Source organism: Paenibacillus sp. JJ-223, from assembly GCF_927798175.1.
In the GTDB taxonomy this organism is placed as follows: domain Bacteria; phylum Bacillota; class Bacilli; order Paenibacillales; family Paenibacillaceae; genus Paenibacillus; species Paenibacillus hubeiensis.
Genome location: NZ_CAKMMP010000010.1, coordinates 200029 through 218623, shown reverse-complemented (window position 1 = coordinate 218623; position 18595 = coordinate 200029). Strand labels below are relative to the sequence as shown.

The following is an 18595-nucleotide window of genomic DNA, read 5'->3' as shown; positions in this document are numbered from 1 at the left end:
TTTGGCGGTTTATATCGGTTATCTTGTTATGTTCTGTTATTATAAAACGAAATAACTTACAAAACAAAATTAACATGTTTTTATCTATTCAGTCAATCTGTTTTGTTGGCGTTTTGCAATTGTTCTGAATGAAGTGTCGCATGGTATTCTTTCCTTACCACAAGTTCGGAATATATAAGCTTACGTTCTGCCGGCACGTCAGGGTTTTCCATGCGCCATAACAACTGGTCCACGGACCGCTTTCCCAGGTTCTCCTTGTCGACGCGGACGGTAGCCACAATCGGCTCGTCGGTTCGGGTGTCATCGAACCCGGTTACCGCGCAGCGTTCCGGGACCGGCACCCCTTTCTTTCTTAATGCACCCAGCACGATGGAAGCCGTCAGATCGTTGTCGCAAACGAAGACTTCCGGAAGTTCCTCGAGCGGCATTTCGCCGATGGCTGCCTCAATATGTCCATGATCCGGTCCGAGCAATTCCGTCCGCTGCTGCCCCTCGATCTGCATTTCTTCCAGCATGGAACGATAGCCGAGCCAACGTTCCCTGAAGCTGGCGGCATCCGGCAGTTTCCCGGCAAACTGGAAGCGCTTGTACCCTGTGCCGATCAGCATCAGGACCAACTCCCTCATGCATTTCATGTTGTCCGTGAATATCGAATCGGCATGGATCGCCGGCTCCTCGTGGTCAACCATAACCAGCGGGATGTGCAGCCTGTATACCTCCAGCAGCATGGAGGTCGAAATCGAACCGACCGTAATGACGCCGCTGATCGCTTCGGGATTCAGCACCGAGAACATGCGCTCCGAGGACGGTTCGGTCAGCGTCAGAATGTCCATGCCCAGCTCGTTCAGGCGAGCCGAGATGCCATCGAAGACCGGTCCCCAATATAGGGATGAACGGTTCTGGGAGCGGATGTTGGGAAACAAGATGAGAACCGTTCCGCCTTGCTCCCCTTTGGCGTCCCGCTCAGGCTCTCCCCCCAATGAAGAACGCTTCGGCTCGGCCTTGAAATAGCCCAATTGCGCAGCGGTCCGCATAATCATCTCCCGGGTTTGCTCGCTTACGCCCGGTTTGCCGGTCAACGCGCGGGACACTGCAAATTTGGATACCCCTGCCGCATCGGCAATCTGCTGCATCGTTACTTTTTTGCCCATCCCATTCACCCTGTTTTCCTTTTTTTTGTTTCCAGTGTAGCACAAAACATTATACACAACAAAACAAGTTATCATTTTGTTTGTTTTGTTATGTTCTTTCCCGCTAACAGCAATCATTAAATGAAAAAAAGGCCGAGGGCGGCCTTTGGCAGAGGCGACTCCCGGACTTCATCCGTTTCCATCATATATGCATTTCGTTCGCAGACGTGCTCCTTTTCCGCCGTCGGTACATCGCATCCAATCCTTTAAGCTCCGCAACCAGCACGGCAAGCAACATTAAAGCTGCTCCGGTATATCCTTGCAACGTTAATTGCTCTCCTTGAAAAATAAACGCAAAAGCTGCGGCAAACAGCGGTTCCAGCGAAAAGATGAGGCTTGTTCTCGCCGGAGAAGCATGGCGCTGGGCCAACGTCTGCAGAATATACCCGATCCCGCTGCACAAAGTGCCAAGCCCCAAAATCGCTGCCCACGCTTCCGCGCTGTCAGGAAGGTGCGGCGTTTCGAACAGAAATGCTGCAGCGATGCCCAATCCGGCGGCCATGCCAAGCTGGATCGTTCCCAGGGTAAGCGGATCATGTTTCGGCGTGTATTTACCGGCAATGATGATATAAATGGCATAAACCAATGCGGCCAAAATGCACAGCACGTCTCCGATGTGCAAACGAAGCTCATGCTGCAGCGTAAGCAGCCCCAGCCCGCTCACGGCCAAAACAATGCTTGCAGCGAGCCGTACATCCGGCATTTTTTTATGGATGATCGTCATCAGAATCGGCACAAAAATGACCGCGAGACTAATCAAAAAACCTGCCTGCGACGCACTGGTCCGCTGCACCCCGTACGTAATCAGCACAAACGCCGCAAACAATACCGTACCCATCACGGCTCCCGCGATCCACGTTTTCCGATCCGCCCGCAGCAGCCTCCGGTGAAAGATGACGGCTGCAACGATAAACGCGATGGCGAAACGCAAAGCAATCAGATTCAGTTCCTGAATCGATGCGAGCCCTGATTTCATAAACAAATACGATGATCCCCAAATGATCGTGGCGAGCAGCATTTGCAGATCGGCCCTTCTTGCTGCCTGGCCCCGAGTTCCCCGTGATGATGAATCCATTCTGTCTCTACCTTCGTCCCATATATTTTGTGATGCGGAATATGTATTTGGCATTCTCGCCTTGGCAAGTATATCCGATCTTTTTGCATTATGAAAACGAATGTTTATAATGGATAACATGAAATCATTTCATGTATTATTCAGGAAAGGTTCGGGTCTCCATCATGTCGCTGGTTAAATATGAAATTCTGAATGCCGTCATTGAATATGGAAGTCTGACAAGGGCTGCAGAGGCGCTAAATATTACGCAATCCGCGGTGAGTCACGCCATTTCCAGCCTCGAATCGGAGTGTGGATTCTCCCTGCTCCATCGCGGGCGCTCCGGGGTACGCCTGACGGCCGACGGAGAACGGATGATCGTGTACATCCGGGAGATTTTGCGCTGGGCCGAGCTGTTGAATCAGGAAATGTCGCTCATCCGCGGGGCAGAAACGGGGACGGTACGCATCGGAACGTTTGCAAGCGTGTCGACGCAGTGGCTGCCCGGCATTTTGAAACAATTCCGCGTGCAGCATCCGGGCATCGGAATCAAATTATGGGAGGGAGATTATGCGGAGATATCCGCTTGGCTGGCCAGTGGAGCCATCGATCTCGGTTTTCTTTCTTTGGGAGACTCCCTCCCTTACGACTCCATTGAGCTGCGCAAAGATCGGATGATGTGCATTCTGCCCCTGGATCACCCACTCTCGACCGCCGAAACGCTCCCCTTCGAGCTGCTGCTCTCGGAGCCGTTCATCATGCCGAAATGGGGCGGTGATAACGAAATCGAACGGCTGATCAGACAATATGCTGCCAAACCGGACATCATATATGAGGTAGCCGAAGATCAAGCCATCATGGCGATGGTTCGGAACGGCCTTGGCATCAGTTTGCTGCCGGAAATGGTCCTGCGAGGCCACGAGCATGAGCTCGCGCTGATTCCCTTGGAAGGGGATCCGTTCCGCACGATTGGCCTGACTTGCCCGTCGCTCGACAATCTTTCTCCAGCAGCTCACCGCTTTATTGCAGCAGTTCAGGATTGGCTTGCCTTAGAACATTAACTTTCAAAGAGACGATTCAGGTATACCTCCCGATTGTTCAGAAAATCGCGGGTCAATCGAAAATGCTCCGTCTCTTCATAGTCCACGGACTCCACACCATTTTCGTTGAAGTGATAGATGGTCGCTCCGGGATAAGACATCAGGATTGGAGAGTGCGTGGCAATGACGAACTGGGCTTTGCCGCTCCGTTCCAGATCATGCATCATGCGTAATAGAACAAGCTGATTTTGCGGCGACAGGGCCGATTCCGGCTCGTCCAGCAAATACAATCCCTTCTCGCTGAATCGTCCTGCAAAAAACTCCAGAAAACCCTGACCGTGAGAGCGTTCATTCAAGGAAACACCACCGTACGGAGCATACGCCGCACGCCCCACAAATGGCTCTTCAGCCAGTTCATCGATATATTTGGCAAAGGTGTCGAACGTCTCTGCCCGAAAATAAAAGCCCTGATTCACCTTGGGCAGCCATTGCAGCGTCATGATCTCGGACAACGATGCATCATCCTTGTCACGACGAATGACGAGATCCCTGCCGCCGACAATGCTGAAGCCGCAGGATACACCCATCGCTTCCAACAGCGTCGATTTGCCTGATCCGTTCTCACCTACAAGAAACGTGACATTGTGCGAGAATTCCAATTGTTCGATCTGACGCAAAGCCACGATGTTATAAGGGAAATTATCGCGGTTCATGGGTGGGCGTGCCGACCAGTCCAGCAGCACTCTTTTCAAAAAAGGCATGCCGTCCCCCCTCTCTCATCCATTGCTTACGAATTGCAGAACTCCGATCAATGTCATTAAAACGAACAGCACCGCAACGACAACGCCAAATCCGATCAAAAACCTGGCAGCCCCGGAGCGCTGCGGTCCAAAGTCCTGCCTGTTTCGAGCCAGTTCATCCAGTTTTCGTTCCATCCGATCCAGTCTTTCGTGGATTTGTTGCGTTTCCTTGTCCATTCCTTCGTCTCCCCTCCGCTAATGGACTTGCTATTCCCACACCCGATCCAGTTGCTCCGAGTAAAAGCGAATGGCTCTGTTATACGCTTGAATGCCTGCGTTGCTTGAAGTGTCGGCCAGCATGAGCAGCAGCCGCTTCATCGCTTCGGCATGCTCGCCAAGATTATGCAGCACCATCGCGTAAAATACCTCGAACTCGCCACGTTCCGGGAATTCATCGATCCCCCGCCCCAGCCACGCTTTTGCTTCCTCATACTGACCCAGCGTGCGATAGGTGCTGCCAAGGCCAAGCATGGCTCCGGCACGATCTTCTCCGACAAGGCCAAGATTCAACGCTTTCTCATAATAAGGAACGGCTTCCCGCTCCAAACCAAGTGAATCATGCGCCCAAGCCAATTGATACCATACCTGCGCATTGTCGGGTTCGCGCAGCGCAATCTGCTGCATGGATTTAATGGCGTCTTCCGCCTTCCCCTGCTCTCTTAACAAAATAGCCTGCTCTAATGTCGCCATTCTGACACAACCCTTTCCATGTCGATCTCTTTAATTATACAAAAAATTCCTTATCAGGTCATTACCATGAAAAAAATCTGGTGCATTTTATATTAATCCGGTGACCCGCCTATGCTTCCGCTTCAGGTTTCTTTCCGAAAGCTTTTTTAAGCGACCGCTTTGCTTCTTCAGATTGATTCTGCTTCTTGAACAAACCAAAAACACCCCGCCGTGAGCAAGGACACGGGCTGAAATCCACCCTCTTCCTTGTTGCGGGATGTTCGATCATTCTGTGGTCTCGCAGGACGAAGGCAGCGTCGCAGTCGTAACTGCCATCGTTCCCCCGGATGTTAAGCCCAAGTTGTATTCGCTACCATAACGATAAATACCAGCATCAGGTAATTAACGGAAATGAGGAAATTCGTTTTCGCCCATTTCTCATCATCCTGGGAGCGTAACCCGGAGAGCGTATGTACCAACCAAATCAATCCCCCCACCGTCGACACGATGAGAAAAACGATTCCAACGTAATCGTAATGATAAAGCAGAATAACTGCAGGCAGCAAAAGCAGCACGTAAGGAATCATCTGAATTTTGGTCCGTTTGATGCCTTTCACTACAGGCAAAAGCGGGAATCCGGCTGCGCGATACTCCTCAACTCTGCGGATGCCAAGCGACCAGAAATGTGGCGGCTGCCACAGGAACAGAAGCGCAAACAGCAGCCAGGCGCCGGCATCCACCTGTTCGGTCACTGTGCAATAACCGATGACAGGCGGCATCGCGCCCGCGATTCCGCCGAGCGAGGTGCTCCATGTGGAGCTGCGTTTAAGCCAGATCGTGTACACGACAATATACGCAAACCATCCTCCGAGAGCAAGCCAAGCCGACAACGGATGCACGAGCACATACAATACGGCAAAGCCGGCCAGCCCCAGCACGAGGCCGTAACCCAACACAAATCCGGGGTTCAGATGATTGATGTACTCGATCCGCTTTTTCGTCCGTTCCATTTTCTGATCCAATTCACGGTCCCAATAGTTGTTGATGACGCATGCCGAGGCAATGACCAGGGTAGAGCCAATAATCACCATCAGCAGGGATAACCAGTCGATATCCCACTTTGAAGCAACCCAATAACCGACCACCACAGCAAACACATTCAGCCGCAGCAATCGGGGCTTCGTTAGTGCAATCATGTCTTTAAGCATGAATAAGCAGCCTCCTGAACGGAATACAAACACCATTCCAATAATGATACATGCTGTTCCTGACAATTACAATGTTTCTATGATTTTTCTCATACCGTCTTCCGTGAAAAATGGACAAAAAAAACTCCGTTCAGAAAACGGAGGTCTTTTCTTTGAAAAGCTTTAGGCTTCATGTATATTATGGAATATATTGCTGTACGATTTTGATCACTTGTCCATCCTTCATCGTCAGATGATACGGAAACACGGACAGATCCACGATGGTTTTGTTGTCATACAACGATTCGAATTTATTCAAAGTCACAGGTTCGTTCCACTGAATGTCCGCTCCGGCATATGTACCGTCCCGGTCATACAGCTGCATCAGCACTTCGGCATCTGCTTGAACTTCAACCTTTTCCTGTTCTTTGCTGTCATTAACAATATAATAACCATCCGGGGCTCCATCCAATCCCGAATCGGGGTTGCGCTGCTCGAATATGGTGTCAGCCTCTTCGCCTTGATACCAGCCGATTTTGTCTACGATCAGGAACAGCTTGCCGTTCTCCTGTTGTATGCCATCGACGTAAGCGGTGTACGTCTCCGAATTGGTTGCCAACGTTTCCTTTGCGGTGGAAAGCGATGTTGCCGTGATTCCCTCCGCTTTGGCCGGAGTCCATAAATATGCAGCAATCACCATGATGCCCAGCAAAGCAACGCCTGCGCCAATCCACCGAAATTTCCATTGTTTTGCCGCGTTCTTCATAGCAGCATCTCCCCTTAATCACTTTACTTCCTACATCATACTTCAGTTATAAAGATCAAAAGTATCATATAAGTTGAAAAATGGTTACAATCCGGCTTCCATGAACAAGGAACCCCGGGCGTGCTTGATTCAATCCCAGGGTTCCTTGAGAAATCTCCCGATTAATGATTAATGTGTCAATGTGCCCGTTGGGCCAGACGAACCAGCATGTGTGCAAGCATATGCTGTTCCTCTTCGCGGCCTACGCTCCAAAGCTCCTGAAGGAGCTTCTCTTCGCTATTGCGCGGTTCCTCGTTGGCCGCAAGATAATCGGCAACCTTCTCCGCGATGCGAGCCATCTGTTCTTCCCCGAGGCCAATCGCTTCGCCTACGGCAATGCGTTTAGCAAGATACTCCTTGAAAGTTTCGAAATTGTGCAGAATCTGCTCGCGTTGTTCCGGAGCAATCCGGTTTACGGCATCCTCTACTTGTCCCAGTTCCACCTGGCCGTCTTTGCGAATAACATGATTGTCTTCATTCATCATGGTTGATTCCTCCTAAGCTTGTCGGATTTGGTCTTGCCCATACCGTTAATATAAACGTCTTGGCGAAGATTAATCAGAAAGCTTTGGTTCGATCAGGCGATTTCGAATTTTGCCCATTTATTTACACGGATGGTTGGCTTGCGCGCCATACCGCTATGCCGGACATCACATACAAAAGAGCGCTCAGATAAAACAAAACATCAATCGTCAGCCAATCAATGAGCATACCTCCCAGAATAACGGCAAATCCCGAAGCGGCCGCGGTCCAGAAGTGATAATGTCCTACAGCGTGCCCCCGTCGACCCGGTTCCGTGTAGTCCGCGAGCAGTACCCGCTCGCTCATGCGCTGCATGGCATTGCACAGCCCCATCAACATCTGAAGCAACAATACCCAAATATACGAGCCTACCCAAGGAAATGCAAGCATCGCTGCGGCCATGCCGAAGGCACTGACCGCCAGCATCTGCCTGGCCTGTCGATCCATTCGCGGAGCGAGCCACTGCGAAGCGGCAGCCGAACTGATCGTAAACACGGCAAAAGCCAATCCGTACTTGGAGTAGCTGTTGCCGAGATTTTTGAGAAAGAGGAGATAATAGGGATAGATCATGCCGGACGCCAGCGTGACGATGCTCTGCGAACGGACCAGCCATCTGATATTGTTCATTGGTGATCTCCTCCGTACTGTTCCATAAAATAATTCATAAACACGTGCTGCGGATCATATCGGTCCTTGGCCGCAAAAAATTCGCCGCTCCGCGTATAGGCTCGCCTAAATTGGGACAATGACGGGTAAGCATAATAAGGCAAATAATATGTGCCATCATGCCGGATTGCCGCATCAATGATTTTCCGAAGCCCTGATTGAAAGCGGTCCTGCTCCTCCTTCGAAAGCGAGGCATGGAAAAGGCATACGAGTCCGAACATGTCTTCGGTCGCGTAGGACAGCACAGCTTCGTCATCTTTTCCAACGTAACGTACCGTGACGTTCAGCAAATCCAGGTTTTCTCCTGCAACGATCTCCCCCATCTCCCGCACAAATGCCGGAAAGGCATCCACGGGGATGAAATATTCCTGCAGCAGATCATTCTCCCCTGGCTGATGATATTCCATAAACGCCGATTCGGAAGCCATCGCATTGTTTCGGCTTAACCGCTTGCCTTCCTGCGCTTCGAAATACCGCTGCTGCAGCGGCCAGAACCAGGCCCGTCCCCATGCAAATTCGCGATTCAGGTTAAACAGAATTTTGGCAGGAAGCACCCCTTGCTCGCGGCCTTCAAGGCGACGATAATCGTTCAAGTCCGCTTCAGGATCGGTAACGTAATTGAGAGCATACATCTCCCTGAAATATCCTTCACCTGGCTGCACCGATAATCTGGCCAAATGCAAACGTACACGCTCGTCCCCCAGCACTTGGCGACGGAAATAATCGGGGTATTCTTCGGCCTGCAAACGGTCCGTCGTCAATTGTAGAACCTCATCATCAGTCAGGCTTAAGGTCACATCGAGGATCAGGCCAAACAAACCGTACCCTCCCAGTGCCAGCGGAAACAACTCGGCGTTATTGGCTCGGCTGACATCCCTGACCTGGCCATCCGCCGTAAGCAGCCGAAAAGATTGCACGCTCTGAATCAACGACCCGTTACGGAGATCGCGCCCATGCGCATTCACGCTGATTGAGCCACCGACGGTAAAAATGTTTTGCGACTGCATGTTCTTGACCGAAAGGCCGTACGGATGAATGGCCTGCTGAACGTCCGCCCAGGATGCTCCGGCTTGAACGCGAATGGTGCGGGCCTCGGGATCAACCTCCAACACTTTATTGTATGCGGACATGTCAATGACGATGCCGTCCTCGTAATAGGTGTGCCCTCCTTGGCTATGACGCTGCCCTGCAATGGATATCGTCAAATTCCGTTCCTTCGCTTCGCGGACGAGTTGGATCAATTGCTGCTCTTCCTGCCCTTGTACAACGCGCTCTACTTTGACAGGATGCAGGCGGCTATAGTCCGTAATGAGAAACGGATTCTGATCATCGCCATCTGTCCGCCAATAGGTCCAAACGCACAGGAATATGAGCAGCAAAAGGGCGATCGTTTTCTTCAGGCCGTCTCCTCCTCGCTTTTCCCATCGTTTCAAAGCAACAACCATGGTTAATGTTTATACATATAGATTACAACGGCTGGAGATGTTAAGGAATACCCAGATTAACCAAAATGAGGAGGGGATGCATAGTGAGCAACCATGAAAAAGAACATAACAAGCACGAATGGGAGCTGAAGCCTAATGTCAACGAGATGTCCGACCCTGACGACTACAATCCGGGACCTACGGATATGATCGAGGATGCGGTTGGAGAGATTATGGACAACATCTCGGGAGCAAACCGTAAAAAAGGCCATTCCAAAGAAAAACAATAAGTATAATTACGGTAACACGTATATAAAAATCTATTAATGTCGCCTTCCCTCCGAATGGGGAGGGCTTTTTGGTTTTGGCTTTTGCATGACGATCGGTTAGACATTCAATTGAAATGGATAAAACGCCATCGTTCTGATAGAATGTTCGAAGATGATAAACAGGAAGGAAGAGTATCTTGAGAAAAATGATCGTTCTATGTTGTACCATCCTCGTTGCATGGCTGACACTCGCACCATTGAATGCAGAAGCGGCCATGGATCCAAAAGCGTTACTGAAAAAGAAATATCCTAGTGAAACAGTGACCCTGTTAAAATCCGCAGATTTGAACGGGGACAATAAAAAAGAATATTTTATGCTGACGGCATCCGGCAACTTTTATCTCGTCAACGCCAAGGGAACGGTCGTGCTAATCGATAGCGATATTGTTGGTGACGAAGAATTTGAATCCCCGAGTATACATATCTATCAAGCTTCTAAAAAAGAAAAACATGTAGCCGTTACATTTGGTTACTTTCCGTCTAACACGCAACTGTACGCCTATAAATATAAAAATGGCACCTTGCAGAAAAAGCTCTCTGTGATGGGAGATCAAGGGGTTGCTATCCAAAAAGACGGGAAGATCAAGCAATCCTGGAAAAAGTACCTGCCCGAGGGCGGATGGAATTTGGCGGCAGCCACATACACATGGAACGCTACAAAAGATAAATATATCGCAGCCGGACAAATACCGTAATTTCATTCTTTGTAACTGCTGCGTGTCTAACAAATCGTAAAAAAGGATGGGTTTCGCACCCATCCTTTTTAATGTTCAATGTCACGAACGCTGTACCCGGAAACCCTCGCCGCTTGTCAATCGAATTTTGCGCGTGCCGGGACATCCGCCATTTTCGACTGGAGCTCCTGCTGCTCCTGCTGCCGCAGCTGCTTCAACGCTTTGTGAATCCAGATGGCTGCAATGGCGCCTTCGCCCATCGCAACGGTAGCCTGTTCCGCATGGATGCCGAGGTCCCCTGCAATCCACACCTGTGGCGCAGCTTGCATGCTCCTCGGGTCAGCATGGACATGATCGTTGTCCGCGATTTTCGCACCCAATTGGCGGGCCAGACCGGAGTGAACCTGATTGCCGCCGAAGGCGACAAAACCGCGCTCTGCGTCAAAATGCTGCCCGTCCTCCGTCACCACGCCTTGAATCCATCCATCTCCCGCATGCCGAACCTCCTTTATCGCAGCCTCCAGGTATCGAACGCCAGCCTGCTTCATGCTCCGATGCAATTCAGCGGAGATCGGCATCTGTTCATGGTTAATATACATCAGCTCACGCGTACGCTCAATGAGCGTCAACGCCATGCTCGCCCCGGGCTCCCCGGATCCCATCAGAATCGTTCGGCGGTTCTGTATTTCGTATCCGTCGCAGTCCGGGCAGACATATACCGACTTGCCCAGCGTGGCCGTGATTCCGGAAATGTCGGGTATCCGGTCCGAAAGGCCTGTGGCAAGCAGCACGGCAGAGGCCGTGTATTGGCGTCCCGCAGAACCTGCAAGCCATATCCGTTCCCCTCGCCGTTCGGCGCGGACAATGCGGTCCTGTTCGAAAAGAACGCCTGTCCGTTCCGCCTGCATTCTGCCTTTGGCTCTTAATTCGGCGCCCGAGACACCTTCGGGAAAACCAATGATGTTATGATAAGAACGGCAGCGCGATGAACGCCCTTGGCCGTCATCCACGACCAACACTTTATGGACGCTGTACCGTCCCAATTGTATGGCTGCCTGCAATCCTGCAATGCCGCCACCCACGATGATGCAATCCGCATCCCGCATGATTCTCTCCTCCAATCACTCTGCACGCTGTTATATATTTTACACCAAACGAAAACAACCCAAACGCCCCGATGATTCAAGGTTCGTTCAGGTTGCTTCATCGCTTTTATAAATGAATATGGATTAAAACCGATAGGATTCGAAGCGAATTGCATTGGAGATGGCCTTCCATACATCCTCGGTTTCCCCGCCCATGTACCAATACGCCAAACCCGCGATGCCGCGCTCGCTAATCATGCTGGTTTTGACCGAAAGGGAACGCGCCTCTTCCGCCCAGATCGCCCTGGACGTGCCGTTTGCGACATATTTGAGCACATATTGCCAGACGTCGTCATCCCAATGTTTCGTCGTGCCCGCGGTACGCGACCTGCTCCCTTGTTCGCCAAGCGTGATGTCCCATGAACCCGTGGCAGGCGTAAGCAGTGACCAATCTCGCGTATAGAGCGGTAATGCCACAATGATTTTTGCGCTGTCCATCTGCGAAAGCATCGTGTCCAATGCCTGTTCGAGCCAGGACAGCGAGGCCACGGAGCCAGCGTTGGGAGAACCGTTCCAATGCTCTTCATAACCCATCAGGATCATGTAATCAGCGACTTCGCCCAAAGCGGCATAATCGAAAGCTTCTGTCCAATCCGTGCCCAGGTCAGGGGAAACGTCAACAGAAACGACAGCTCCTGCCGCGTGCAGCGAAGCGGTTAACGCAGTAATAAATACGGTCATGTTGGCACGGTCTTCGGGCAGCACATTTTCAAAATCAACGTTGATGCCTTCCAAACCGTATTGTTTCACGTACGCCGTAATTTGGGAAATCACGAAATTCCGGTTGGTTGCGCTGGATAACATCTGATGGGTTAACGCTGCATTTGAACGGTTGCCGAGCAGCGGCCATACCTGGCGTCCCGTTGCCTCTGCCCAATTCAAAAGCGAGGAATCCGTCTGATTGGTCAGCTGCATGCTGCCATTCAGGAAAAACCATCGCGGAACCAGCGTGTTGACGGGAGATCGGGCGACTTGCTGCTTGAATTCGGACGTTGTGGAATCATATTGCCACCCCAATTGAATGCCCTCCGAGACGGTACCCTTCAATTGGCTGTACCACACCGGCTTCTGCAATACGGCGGACAGCATCATCGCCGCCTCTTCCCGGGTAACCTTGTCCTTCGGACGGAACAAGCCGTCGCTGCCTTGCATCAATCCCAGTACATAAACATTTTGCACATAGGGCCGCGCCCAATCGGAAATGCTCGCAGCATCCTTGTATAGCGCATTCAGCGAAGCGCTGGACGTGGACTGCCGTTTAAGCATTCTGGACAGCAATGCCGCCGCTTCTTCGCGGGTAATGGAAGCACCGGGCTGAAAAGTCCCTTGTCCTTTTCCTTCCAATATGGACAAATTCGTCATGGCGGCCACGCTGCCGTAGTACCATGCGCTTTTGCTGATATCGCTGTAAGGGTTAATGTCGTTGCTCACGGGCTCCAACCCGAGCAAGCGAACTGCAAATGCGGCAAACTCCGCGCGGCTGACCGCTTTTTTCGGTTCAAAACGCGTGCTGGATATGCCTGTCGCAATGCCTTCGCTTACGAGCAAATCGATCGCTTCCTTCGCATAGCTGTTGGCAGTATCCGTAAAAAAGGTCTTGGCTGCCGCAGCTTGCACGCTCGGTGCCCAACCCGTAAAAGTGGATATGGACATGGAAAATACGCCCAGCAGGGCTATCGCCGTCCGGGTCCATCGCCGGACTTGCTTTATCGGTTGTTCGTTCACATGCAAAAGCCTCGCTTCAATGGTTTACGATCTTGTATCATCGTATCAGATTGAAGCGAGGCCGTATGTGTGTAAATGTTGGTAATGATTCAAATCCGCGCCAAAGCCGTTAGCGGCTTCATCCGAGGCTTAGTTGTATACTTTTACGCGCTCTTCGATCGGTTGGAACTCTTTATCGCCAGGGGTAGCTGTCGGTTTGCCAAACGGCATTTGCGCGATCAGTCTCCAATGCTCCGGAATGTTCCATTCTTGTTTAACCTTTTCGTCGATCAGCGGGTTGTAGTGCTGCAAGCTGGCGCCGAGTCCTTCTTCTTCCAACGCCGTCCAGATCACCAGTTGAAGCATGCCGTTGGATTGGTTCGCCCAAATCGGAAAATTGTCCGCATAAGAGGCGAAGTTTTGTTGAAGCTGAGCGATGACATTGTTGTCCTCGAAGTACAGTACGGTACCGTATCCTGCGCGGAACGAGGCCATTTTCTCCGCAGTCGATTGGAATGCTTCTTCGTTGCCGACTACTTCGCGCAAAATTTCTTCCGTATGGTTCCACAATTTATCATGCTGCTCACCGAGCAGCACAACTGCGCGGGACGTCTGAGAGTTGAACGAAGTTGGCGTGTATTTCACGGCTTCTTCAACGATTTCCTGAATTCGTGCATCCGAAATGGTGGATTCTTTGCTAATGCCATAAAACGATCTTCTTTTTTTCAAAGCGTCAATAAACGTGGTCACTTTCCATTCGCCTCCCAAAATTTTCATTATGCCCTCTTGGTAACTATAATATAGTAACGAACGTTAGTCAATAAGCTATATTATTTTACCTTGGATTTAAATCCAATGTTACATCGAGTTGCATTCAATGGATTACCTTCTGGATTATAACCATTATCGCTTGCGATAATCCGCGCGGTATTTCTCCTCGGTAGACGAATTGGCCTTGGTCGCGTCCTTGTCCTGTTCCTCCTGCTGCTCCATGTTCAGATCCTCAAGGGGGATTGGGTCTACCGTCTGCTCCTCCTCGAACCGGTCCAGCATATGTCGTTCCTCCGTCGGGAACTGCTCGGGATTATCATGGTTAGCCTGCTGCGGGGATTCCTGCCGTAATTTCGATGGTTCATGCTTCATGCGAAACGCCTCCTCTAAAGTGTTACCCATTCTTTACCTTTTCTTTCCGCGATCTAAACACGGCAAATAAGCCATCCGCATATGCGAATGGCTCGGTTCCGGCAAATGGTATTAACGACTCGTGTCTGCTTCGTTTAAGGTCAGTCGGGCTTCGAAAATCGTACCGCGATCTTCCGGAGCCATTCCTCGAACCCAAATGCCGTTATCCACAACGGCGCTTCGTTCCACGACGACTTGTTCCTGCATGCGCACCTCGCGATGGTACGATATTTGCAAACGTCGGATTCCGGTTTCCAGCTCTTCCGTCGTGAGCGTATCGCAACAAAGATCAGCATAACCGGCATTGTTCATATGACCGTTGCTGTCCGTGCTGCTATATCGAACTTCAAATCGATCGGCTTCCCATGTTTGCAGCGAATCCGGCAATGATACCTTCGCAGGAATGTCGCCAAGCGATCGGGCGGGATGCGATCGAACTTCGAAGGGCAGCGCCGTTGGACGCAGCAGCTTTCGTTTCTGCAAATCGACCAGCGCCCAAGTGGTGCGTGCTTCCGCAATGACGTTTTCCTGGTTGTCGGACAACACAAAATCCCGCAGCCACATCACCCCTTTATTGCCTTTATGCCAAGTCTGAAGCGAAACCTCTTCCTCCAGCCGCGCCGGACGAAGTATCGTCAGATCCGTGGTCAGCAGCATCCAGCCCAGACCCTGCGCCAGCATTTCGGACACGGTGATGCCCATGGAAGAGAGATCCCCGTCTGCGGCCAACTGCATATGTTCGAGCAGCGCCGATGGACGATAGAGCGACATGTAATCCGAATCGGCTGAGCCGATCCGATATGCGCGGGTGTACAATGATTCCGTTGGCACGGAGCTCCCTCCTTTTACGATTTAATGTTGCGTGTTCGGATGTCCGCCTTGTCCCGATCAGCAAATCACGCCATATCTTGACCGCCTTGGATGCGAGTGCGGTACAGATCGGGCGTGCAGCCCACCGATTGTTTGAACATCCGGCTGAAATGGGACAACCGTTTGAAGCCGGATAAACGACTTACCTCCGTAACGCTAATTTCGGGGTCAAGCTGAAAAAGCAGCTTTGCCTGATTGATGCGGCGATCGAACACGTATTTGAAGACGGTGCTGCCCGTCATCTCTTTGAACAGTCCTGCCAGATAAGGCTTGGACAGATGCAATTCGCCCGCCAGATCATCCAGGCCGATATCGTCCATGTAATGGATGTCAATGTAACGCAGGATGTGCTGGACGTGCTTTTCCTTTTCCGAGGAAGGACGGTGCTCCTTCAGACTGCTCCGGCAAAGGTCGGCCACAAAATACAACAGATCGCAGAGCCGAATGTTCAATCGTTCCTGTCGGAAGCTGCCCTTACCGGACAACATTCGATGAAATTCAAACAACAGCCCTTCAAATTCCGTGCGTTCTTCGCCTTGCAGATTCAGGCGGCAATTGCCGAGTTCCTCAAAAGGTTGAAGCACCTCAAAGGCCCGATCGGGATGCAAGCTGCCGCGAATGACGGATGGGTCGAAATGCAGCGTCGTCCGTTCATAGGTCGTATCCGGCATTGGATGCGGACGATGCAGCGTCATGCCGTGCATGAGCACCAGATCGCCCGGCGCCAAAACATACACGCGGTCTCCGATAATGTATGTGCACTCCCCTGCGTGGAAATAGTATACCTCGTATTGGGGATGCGAGTGAAATCCGTCTTCGACCGGCAAATATGCCGTGGTGGAACGGTAATTGTATTGCAGCGAAGCTCCGATTTTCAGTATGCGCGGCATGCAGAACACCTCCTGTTGGAAGGATGGGACCGTTGTCAGAAATAAAGACCATGAGACGTCATCCGCATAACGGTGCATATCATGGCCCTATTTTTGGAGACTGCGACGAAATAAAGTACAGCTAATTTCCCGCAGCTCCTTCGTGGCGGTATCCGGTTACGGCAAAACCCGTTCAATGCTGGATTCGATCTCTTCCATCGTGGCTATAGGCTCGAATCGTTGAATGACGCGTCCTTCGGCATCGATCAGGAATTTGGTGAAATTCCATTTGATGGCATCGCCAAGCAGCCATTCCGGCGCCTTGTCGGCAACCATCAGCTTCAGCAGCTTCGCCTGGATGTCCGATTCGTCGAATCCGGCAAAGGGACCTGCCTTTTTGAGAAAATCGTACAACGGGTGTGCCGTCTCCCCATTCACGTCGATCTTCGCGAACATCGGGAATTTGACGCCATAATTGATCTGGCAGAAGGACGCCGCCTCCTCGCTTGTTCCCGGCTCCTGCTCCGCAAATTGGTTGCATGGAAAACCGATGATCTGCAGCCCTTGGTCCTTATACTTGTCGTACAGCTTTTGCATATCATCGAACTGATGCGTATATTTGCATTTGCTTGCCGTGTTGACGATCAGGACGGGCTTGCCCTCGTATTGATAGAGCGGGAACCGTTCTCCGCTCGTTTTGGTAACGCTGAAGTCATAAATGGTTGCCATAGGTGCACCTCGCGATTTTATGTAAGTTGATTTGACTCAACATCTAGTGTGCATCCATTATATACGAAATCTATCCTCTTGTATTGGTTAAGATAAAACGAGGTACTTATCATTCTGTCAGAATGTCACTCTACTACTTTAATGTTAATAACAAACTTGCTGTGTGGCAAATATGTGATCTCTAAGACCTTCGTCCGGTCATGCAAGGAACTATCGCTCTTTGTGTTGATCAATTCAATATTATTTAATTCAATGGTCTGTTGCCTCATCTTTTTGCCCATAGAACCAATGTAATCCGGAACACCTGTGGTTGTTTTGTAGTCCTTCAAATAATATGCCTTCAAGTCCAGTACACCTGCAGACGCCTCCGGATACATTAGTATAATTACCACGACCCCTACAACAACGAACAGAACTCTACACCAGACTCTTTTAAATTTATTACCTATTTGTCTCAGTGAGAGAAATAAGCCCGAAACCGTGAACACTATTCCAAATGCAATTCCAAATAGACGTGTGTAAAACCATGCAGGGAAAAATCCAAAAAACATGTTGGCTAAAAAAAATGGCAAAGCAATTGAAAATACAATAATAGTGCTGAGTATTCGCTCCCGGTTATGCTTGTACCTCTTCATGTGTATAAAAATCTGCCCCCTACCCTCCAAAATCCAATAAAAGTTATTATGAATTCGCCTCCCAGACGGAATGATGGGATGAGTTTCATTGCACGGTCGTGAACTACCCCCGACGGGAACGCATAGCCTTGACCTGCTTAAGGGATGGATCGTTAATCAGGCTTTGGTACTCGTCTGATTCGATGGCGTATAGGGCCACCTTTCCTTGTTCGTTATGATGTATGCCCCATCCGTATCGTTTGCCTAATGAAGAGGTCCGCAGGCAGGGCTGGCCTTTAGAAAAGAACCTTTCGCGTTCCTCCTGCCGGTCTGCTTCAGGGATCCCGTTACGCCTCGCATGGACTTCGAACAAAACGTCCATCTGCGTATACTCGTACGGATGATTGGCCATGATTTCGTAGTGGAGCACCGGAACGGTTTTGCTGCTTTTTTTGGCCTGCGGAATTTCTGCTGCGGCAACGGGACAGTCTTCGGCTACGCCGATAAACGTATTGTATTCGTTCATATCTTTCATCCTTAAAATCCCCTCCCTTATGGACCTTATGGACCTTATGGACGTTTTCGCTCTCTCCACTCCTGCTCAAGGATACCCATTTCCCATAGACTCCAGTATTCGTTATGATGCCTTCTTGCATCGCGAATCAGCCCTTCTTTCGTGAAGCCTGCCCGCTCATAACACTTGATGGCGCTATGATTAAAATCGAATACGCCAAGGCTGATGCGATGCAGTCCCAGCTCGTCGAACCCGATGCGTAATGCTTCCGTGATCATCTGCACTCCGAATCCTTTGCCTCTGGCGGAAGATCCGCCGATCAGCACTTTGCCGATTCGAGCCGAACGGTTATAGCGATCGATGGCCCCGAGCGAAATATGCCCAATGGTATCTCCTGTTTCGGAGTCCACTACTTTATAAATCAGCTTGTCGGACTCTTGAAAGTCATTGGCGCCCTGCATGTAAGTCAGCAGCTGCTCTTCCGTTAGCGGATATTGAAACTGCGGTCCGGCCCATTGCAGCAAAAAGGCTTCGTCTCCGCTCCATTCGATCAATTGGGTTATATCGTTCGTCGTAAAATATTCGAGTCTGATCATTGCATCTCTTCC

At 50.7% G+C, this 18595-nt stretch carries 23 protein-coding genes; 3 read left to right on the top strand and 20 right to left on the bottom strand.

The features are described 5' to 3' along the window. Positions 1-92: 92 nt before the first annotated feature. Both L6H98_RS18745 and L6H98_RS18740 read right to left on the bottom strand, forming a co-directional pair. On the bottom strand, positions 93-1151 hold the full coding sequence (locus L6H98_RS18745; protein ID WP_236417360.1) for a LacI family DNA-binding transcriptional regulator: 1059 nt from the start codon (positions 1149-1151) through the stop codon (positions 93-95). Positions 1152-1332: 181 nt separating this feature from the next. Next, positions 1333-2265, bottom strand: a complete 933-nt coding sequence (locus L6H98_RS18740; protein ID WP_236417358.1) for a DMT family transporter — start codon at positions 2263-2265, stop codon at positions 1333-1335. Between the two features lie 131 nt (positions 2266-2396). On the opposite strand from L6H98_RS18740, the gene L6H98_RS18735 reads away from it, so the two are divergent. After that, positions 2397-3305, top strand: a complete 909-nt coding sequence (locus tag L6H98_RS18735) for a LysR family transcriptional regulator (protein ID WP_339277674.1) — start codon at positions 2397-2399, stop codon at positions 3303-3305. Here the strand turns inward: L6H98_RS18735 and L6H98_RS18730 are convergent. From L6H98_RS18730 to L6H98_RS18695, 8 genes are all read right to left on the bottom strand, one after another. After that, positions 3302-4045, bottom strand: a complete 744-nt coding sequence (locus L6H98_RS18730; protein WP_236417356.1) for an AAA family ATPase — start codon at positions 4043-4045, stop codon at positions 3302-3304. The genes L6H98_RS18735 and L6H98_RS18730 overlap by 4 nt on opposite strands. A gap of 15 nt (positions 4046-4060) precedes the next feature. Then, complete coding sequence (locus L6H98_RS18725; RefSeq protein ID WP_236417354.1) at positions 4061-4261, bottom strand: hypothetical protein; 201 nt, start codon at positions 4259-4261, stop codon at positions 4061-4063. A 30-nt stretch (positions 4262-4291) separates the two neighbouring features. After that, positions 4292-4774, bottom strand: a complete 483-nt coding sequence (locus L6H98_RS18720; RefSeq protein ID WP_236417352.1) for a tetratricopeptide repeat protein — start codon at positions 4772-4774, stop codon at positions 4292-4294. A gap of 329 nt (positions 4775-5103) precedes the next feature. Then, positions 5104-5961 carry a heme o synthase gene (cyoE, locus tag L6H98_RS18715; protein WP_236417351.1) on the bottom strand — a complete coding sequence of 286 codons (858 nt, stop codon included), beginning with the start codon at positions 5959-5961 and terminating at the stop codon, positions 5104-5106. Between the two features lie 178 nt (positions 5962-6139). After that, on the bottom strand, positions 6140-6706 hold the full coding sequence (locus tag L6H98_RS18710; RefSeq protein WP_236417350.1) for a hypothetical protein: 567 nt from the start codon (positions 6704-6706) through the stop codon (positions 6140-6142). A gap of 176 nt (positions 6707-6882) precedes the next feature. Further along, complete coding sequence (locus L6H98_RS18705) at positions 6883-7227, bottom strand: DUF3243 domain-containing protein (RefSeq protein ID WP_236417433.1); 345 nt, start codon at positions 7225-7227, stop codon at positions 6883-6885. A 124-nt stretch (positions 7228-7351) separates the two neighbouring features. Next, complete coding sequence (locus L6H98_RS18700; RefSeq protein ID WP_236417349.1) at positions 7352-7894, bottom strand: MFS transporter; 543 nt, start codon at positions 7892-7894, stop codon at positions 7352-7354. Next, a complete protein-coding gene (locus tag L6H98_RS18695; RefSeq protein ID WP_236417348.1) occupies positions 7891-9366 on the bottom strand; it encodes an FAD-binding oxidoreductase in 1476 nt (491 codons plus the stop codon). The genes L6H98_RS18700 and L6H98_RS18695 overlap by 4 nt, the downstream gene beginning before the upstream one ends. Before the next feature lie 95 nt (positions 9367-9461). Between L6H98_RS18695 and L6H98_RS18690 the strand changes: the two genes are divergently transcribed. Together L6H98_RS18690 and L6H98_RS18685 are read left to right on the top strand one after the other, a co-directional pair. Continuing rightward, on the top strand, positions 9462-9647 hold the full coding sequence (locus L6H98_RS18690; protein WP_236417347.1) for a hypothetical protein: 186 nt from the start codon (positions 9462-9464) through the stop codon (positions 9645-9647). Between the two features lie 176 nt (positions 9648-9823). Continuing rightward, complete coding sequence (locus L6H98_RS18685; RefSeq protein WP_236417346.1) at positions 9824-10381, top strand: hypothetical protein; 558 nt, start codon at positions 9824-9826, stop codon at positions 10379-10381. A 116-nt stretch (positions 10382-10497) separates the two neighbouring features. Here the strand turns inward: L6H98_RS18685 and L6H98_RS18680 are convergent, their stop codons facing one another. The 10 genes from L6H98_RS18680 to L6H98_RS18635 form a co-directional block, all read right to left on the bottom strand. After that, on the bottom strand, positions 10498-11466 hold the full coding sequence (locus L6H98_RS18680; protein WP_236417345.1) for an NAD(P)/FAD-dependent oxidoreductase: 969 nt from the start codon (positions 11464-11466) through the stop codon (positions 10498-10500). A gap of 123 nt (positions 11467-11589) precedes the next feature. Continuing rightward, on the bottom strand, positions 11590-13230 hold the full coding sequence (locus L6H98_RS18675; RefSeq protein WP_236417344.1) for an S-layer homology domain-containing protein: 1641 nt from the start codon (positions 13228-13230) through the stop codon (positions 11590-11592). 129 nt (positions 13231-13359) lie between these two features. Further along, positions 13360-13986: a nitroreductase family protein gene (locus L6H98_RS18670; protein WP_236417343.1), complete on the bottom strand. Its 627-nt coding sequence runs from the start codon at positions 13984-13986 to the stop codon at positions 13360-13362. A 126-nt stretch (positions 13987-14112) separates the two neighbouring features. Then, positions 14113-14352: a hypothetical protein gene (locus L6H98_RS18665; RefSeq protein ID WP_236417341.1), complete on the bottom strand. Its 240-nt coding sequence runs from the start codon at positions 14350-14352 to the stop codon at positions 14113-14115. Between the two features lie 111 nt (positions 14353-14463). After that, positions 14464-15222, bottom strand: coding sequence for an acyl-ACP thioesterase domain-containing protein (locus L6H98_RS18660; RefSeq protein WP_236417339.1), 759 nt, complete (start codon positions 15220-15222; stop codon positions 14464-14466). Positions 15223-15287: 65 nt separating this feature from the next. Beyond that, positions 15288-16151 (bottom strand): AraC family transcriptional regulator, encoded by an 864-nt coding sequence (locus tag L6H98_RS18655; RefSeq protein WP_236417337.1) that lies wholly within the window; start codon positions 16149-16151, stop codon positions 15288-15290. 156 nt (positions 16152-16307) lie between these two features. Continuing rightward, positions 16308-16859, bottom strand: coding sequence for a glutathione peroxidase (locus L6H98_RS18650; protein WP_236417335.1), 552 nt, complete (start codon positions 16857-16859; stop codon positions 16308-16310). 125 nt (positions 16860-16984) lie between these two features. Beyond that, positions 16985-17494, bottom strand: a complete 510-nt coding sequence (locus L6H98_RS18645) for a hypothetical protein (protein ID WP_236417333.1) — start codon at positions 17492-17494, stop codon at positions 16985-16987. Between the two features lie 103 nt (positions 17495-17597). Beyond that, positions 17598-18008, bottom strand: coding sequence for a DUF6157 family protein (locus L6H98_RS18640; RefSeq protein ID WP_236417331.1), 411 nt, complete (start codon positions 18006-18008; stop codon positions 17598-17600). A gap of 35 nt (positions 18009-18043) precedes the next feature. Continuing rightward, a complete protein-coding gene (locus tag L6H98_RS18635) occupies positions 18044-18583 on the bottom strand; it encodes a GNAT family protein (protein WP_236417329.1) in 540 nt (179 codons plus the stop codon). Positions 18584-18595 lie beyond the last annotated feature (12 nt).

Bases quoted from the DNA above. Each gene is read 5' to 3' on its own strand.
- L6H98_RS18745 (WP_236417360.1), bottom strand. From the start codon at position 1,151: ATGGGCAAAAAAGTAACGATGCAGCAGATTGCCGATGCGGCAGGGGTA.
- L6H98_RS18740 (WP_236417358.1), bottom strand. From the start codon at position 2,265: ATGGATTCATCATCACGGGGAACTCGGGGCCAGGCAGCAAGAAGGGCC.
- L6H98_RS18735 (WP_339277674.1), top strand. From the start codon at position 2,397: ATGTATTATTCAGGAAAGGTTCGGGTCTCCATCATGTCGCTGGTTAAA.
- L6H98_RS18730 (WP_236417356.1), bottom strand. From the start codon at position 4,045: ATGCCTTTTTTGAAAAGAGTGCTGCTGGACTGGTCGGCACGCCCACCC.
- L6H98_RS18725 (WP_236417354.1), bottom strand. From the start codon at position 4,261: ATGGACAAGGAAACGCAACAAATCCACGAAAGACTGGATCGGATGGAA.
- L6H98_RS18720 (WP_236417352.1), bottom strand. From the start codon at position 4,774: ATGGCGACATTAGAGCAGGCTATTTTGTTAAGAGAGCAGGGGAAGGCG.
- cyoE (WP_236417351.1), bottom strand. From the start codon at position 5,961: ATGCTTAAAGACATGATTGCACTAACGAAGCCCCGATTGCTGCGGCTG.
- L6H98_RS18710 (WP_236417350.1), bottom strand. From the start codon at position 6,706: ATGAAGAACGCGGCAAAACAATGGAAATTTCGGTGGATTGGCGCAGGC.
- L6H98_RS18705 (WP_236417433.1), bottom strand. From the start codon at position 7,227: ATGAATGAAGACAATCATGTTATTCGCAAAGACGGCCAGGTGGAACTG.
- L6H98_RS18700 (WP_236417349.1), bottom strand. From the start codon at position 7,894: ATGAACAATATCAGATGGCTGGTCCGTTCGCAGAGCATCGTCACGCTG.
- L6H98_RS18680 (WP_236417345.1), bottom strand. From the start codon at position 11,466: ATGCGGGATGCGGATTGCATCATCGTGGGTGGCGGCATTGCAGGATTG.
- L6H98_RS18670 (WP_236417343.1), bottom strand. From the start codon at position 13,986: ATGAAAATTTTGGGAGGCGAATGGAAAGTGACCACGTTTATTGACGCT.
- L6H98_RS18665 (WP_236417341.1), bottom strand. From the start codon at position 14,352: ATGAAGCATGAACCATCGAAATTACGGCAGGAATCCCCGCAGCAGGCT.
- L6H98_RS18655 (WP_236417337.1), bottom strand. From the start codon at position 16,151: ATGCCGCGCATACTGAAAATCGGAGCTTCGCTGCAATACAATTACCGT.
- L6H98_RS18650 (WP_236417335.1), bottom strand. From the start codon at position 16,859: ATGGCAACCATTTATGACTTCAGCGTTACCAAAACGAGCGGAGAACGG.
- L6H98_RS18645 (WP_236417333.1), bottom strand. From the start codon at position 17,494: ATGAAGAGGTACAAGCATAACCGGGAGCGAATACTCAGCACTATTATT.
- L6H98_RS18640 (WP_236417331.1), bottom strand. From the start codon at position 18,008: ATGAAAGATATGAACGAATACAATACGTTTATCGGCGTAGCCGAAGAC.
- L6H98_RS18635 (WP_236417329.1), bottom strand. From the start codon at position 18,583: ATGATCAGACTCGAATATTTTACGACGAACGATATAACCCAATTGATC.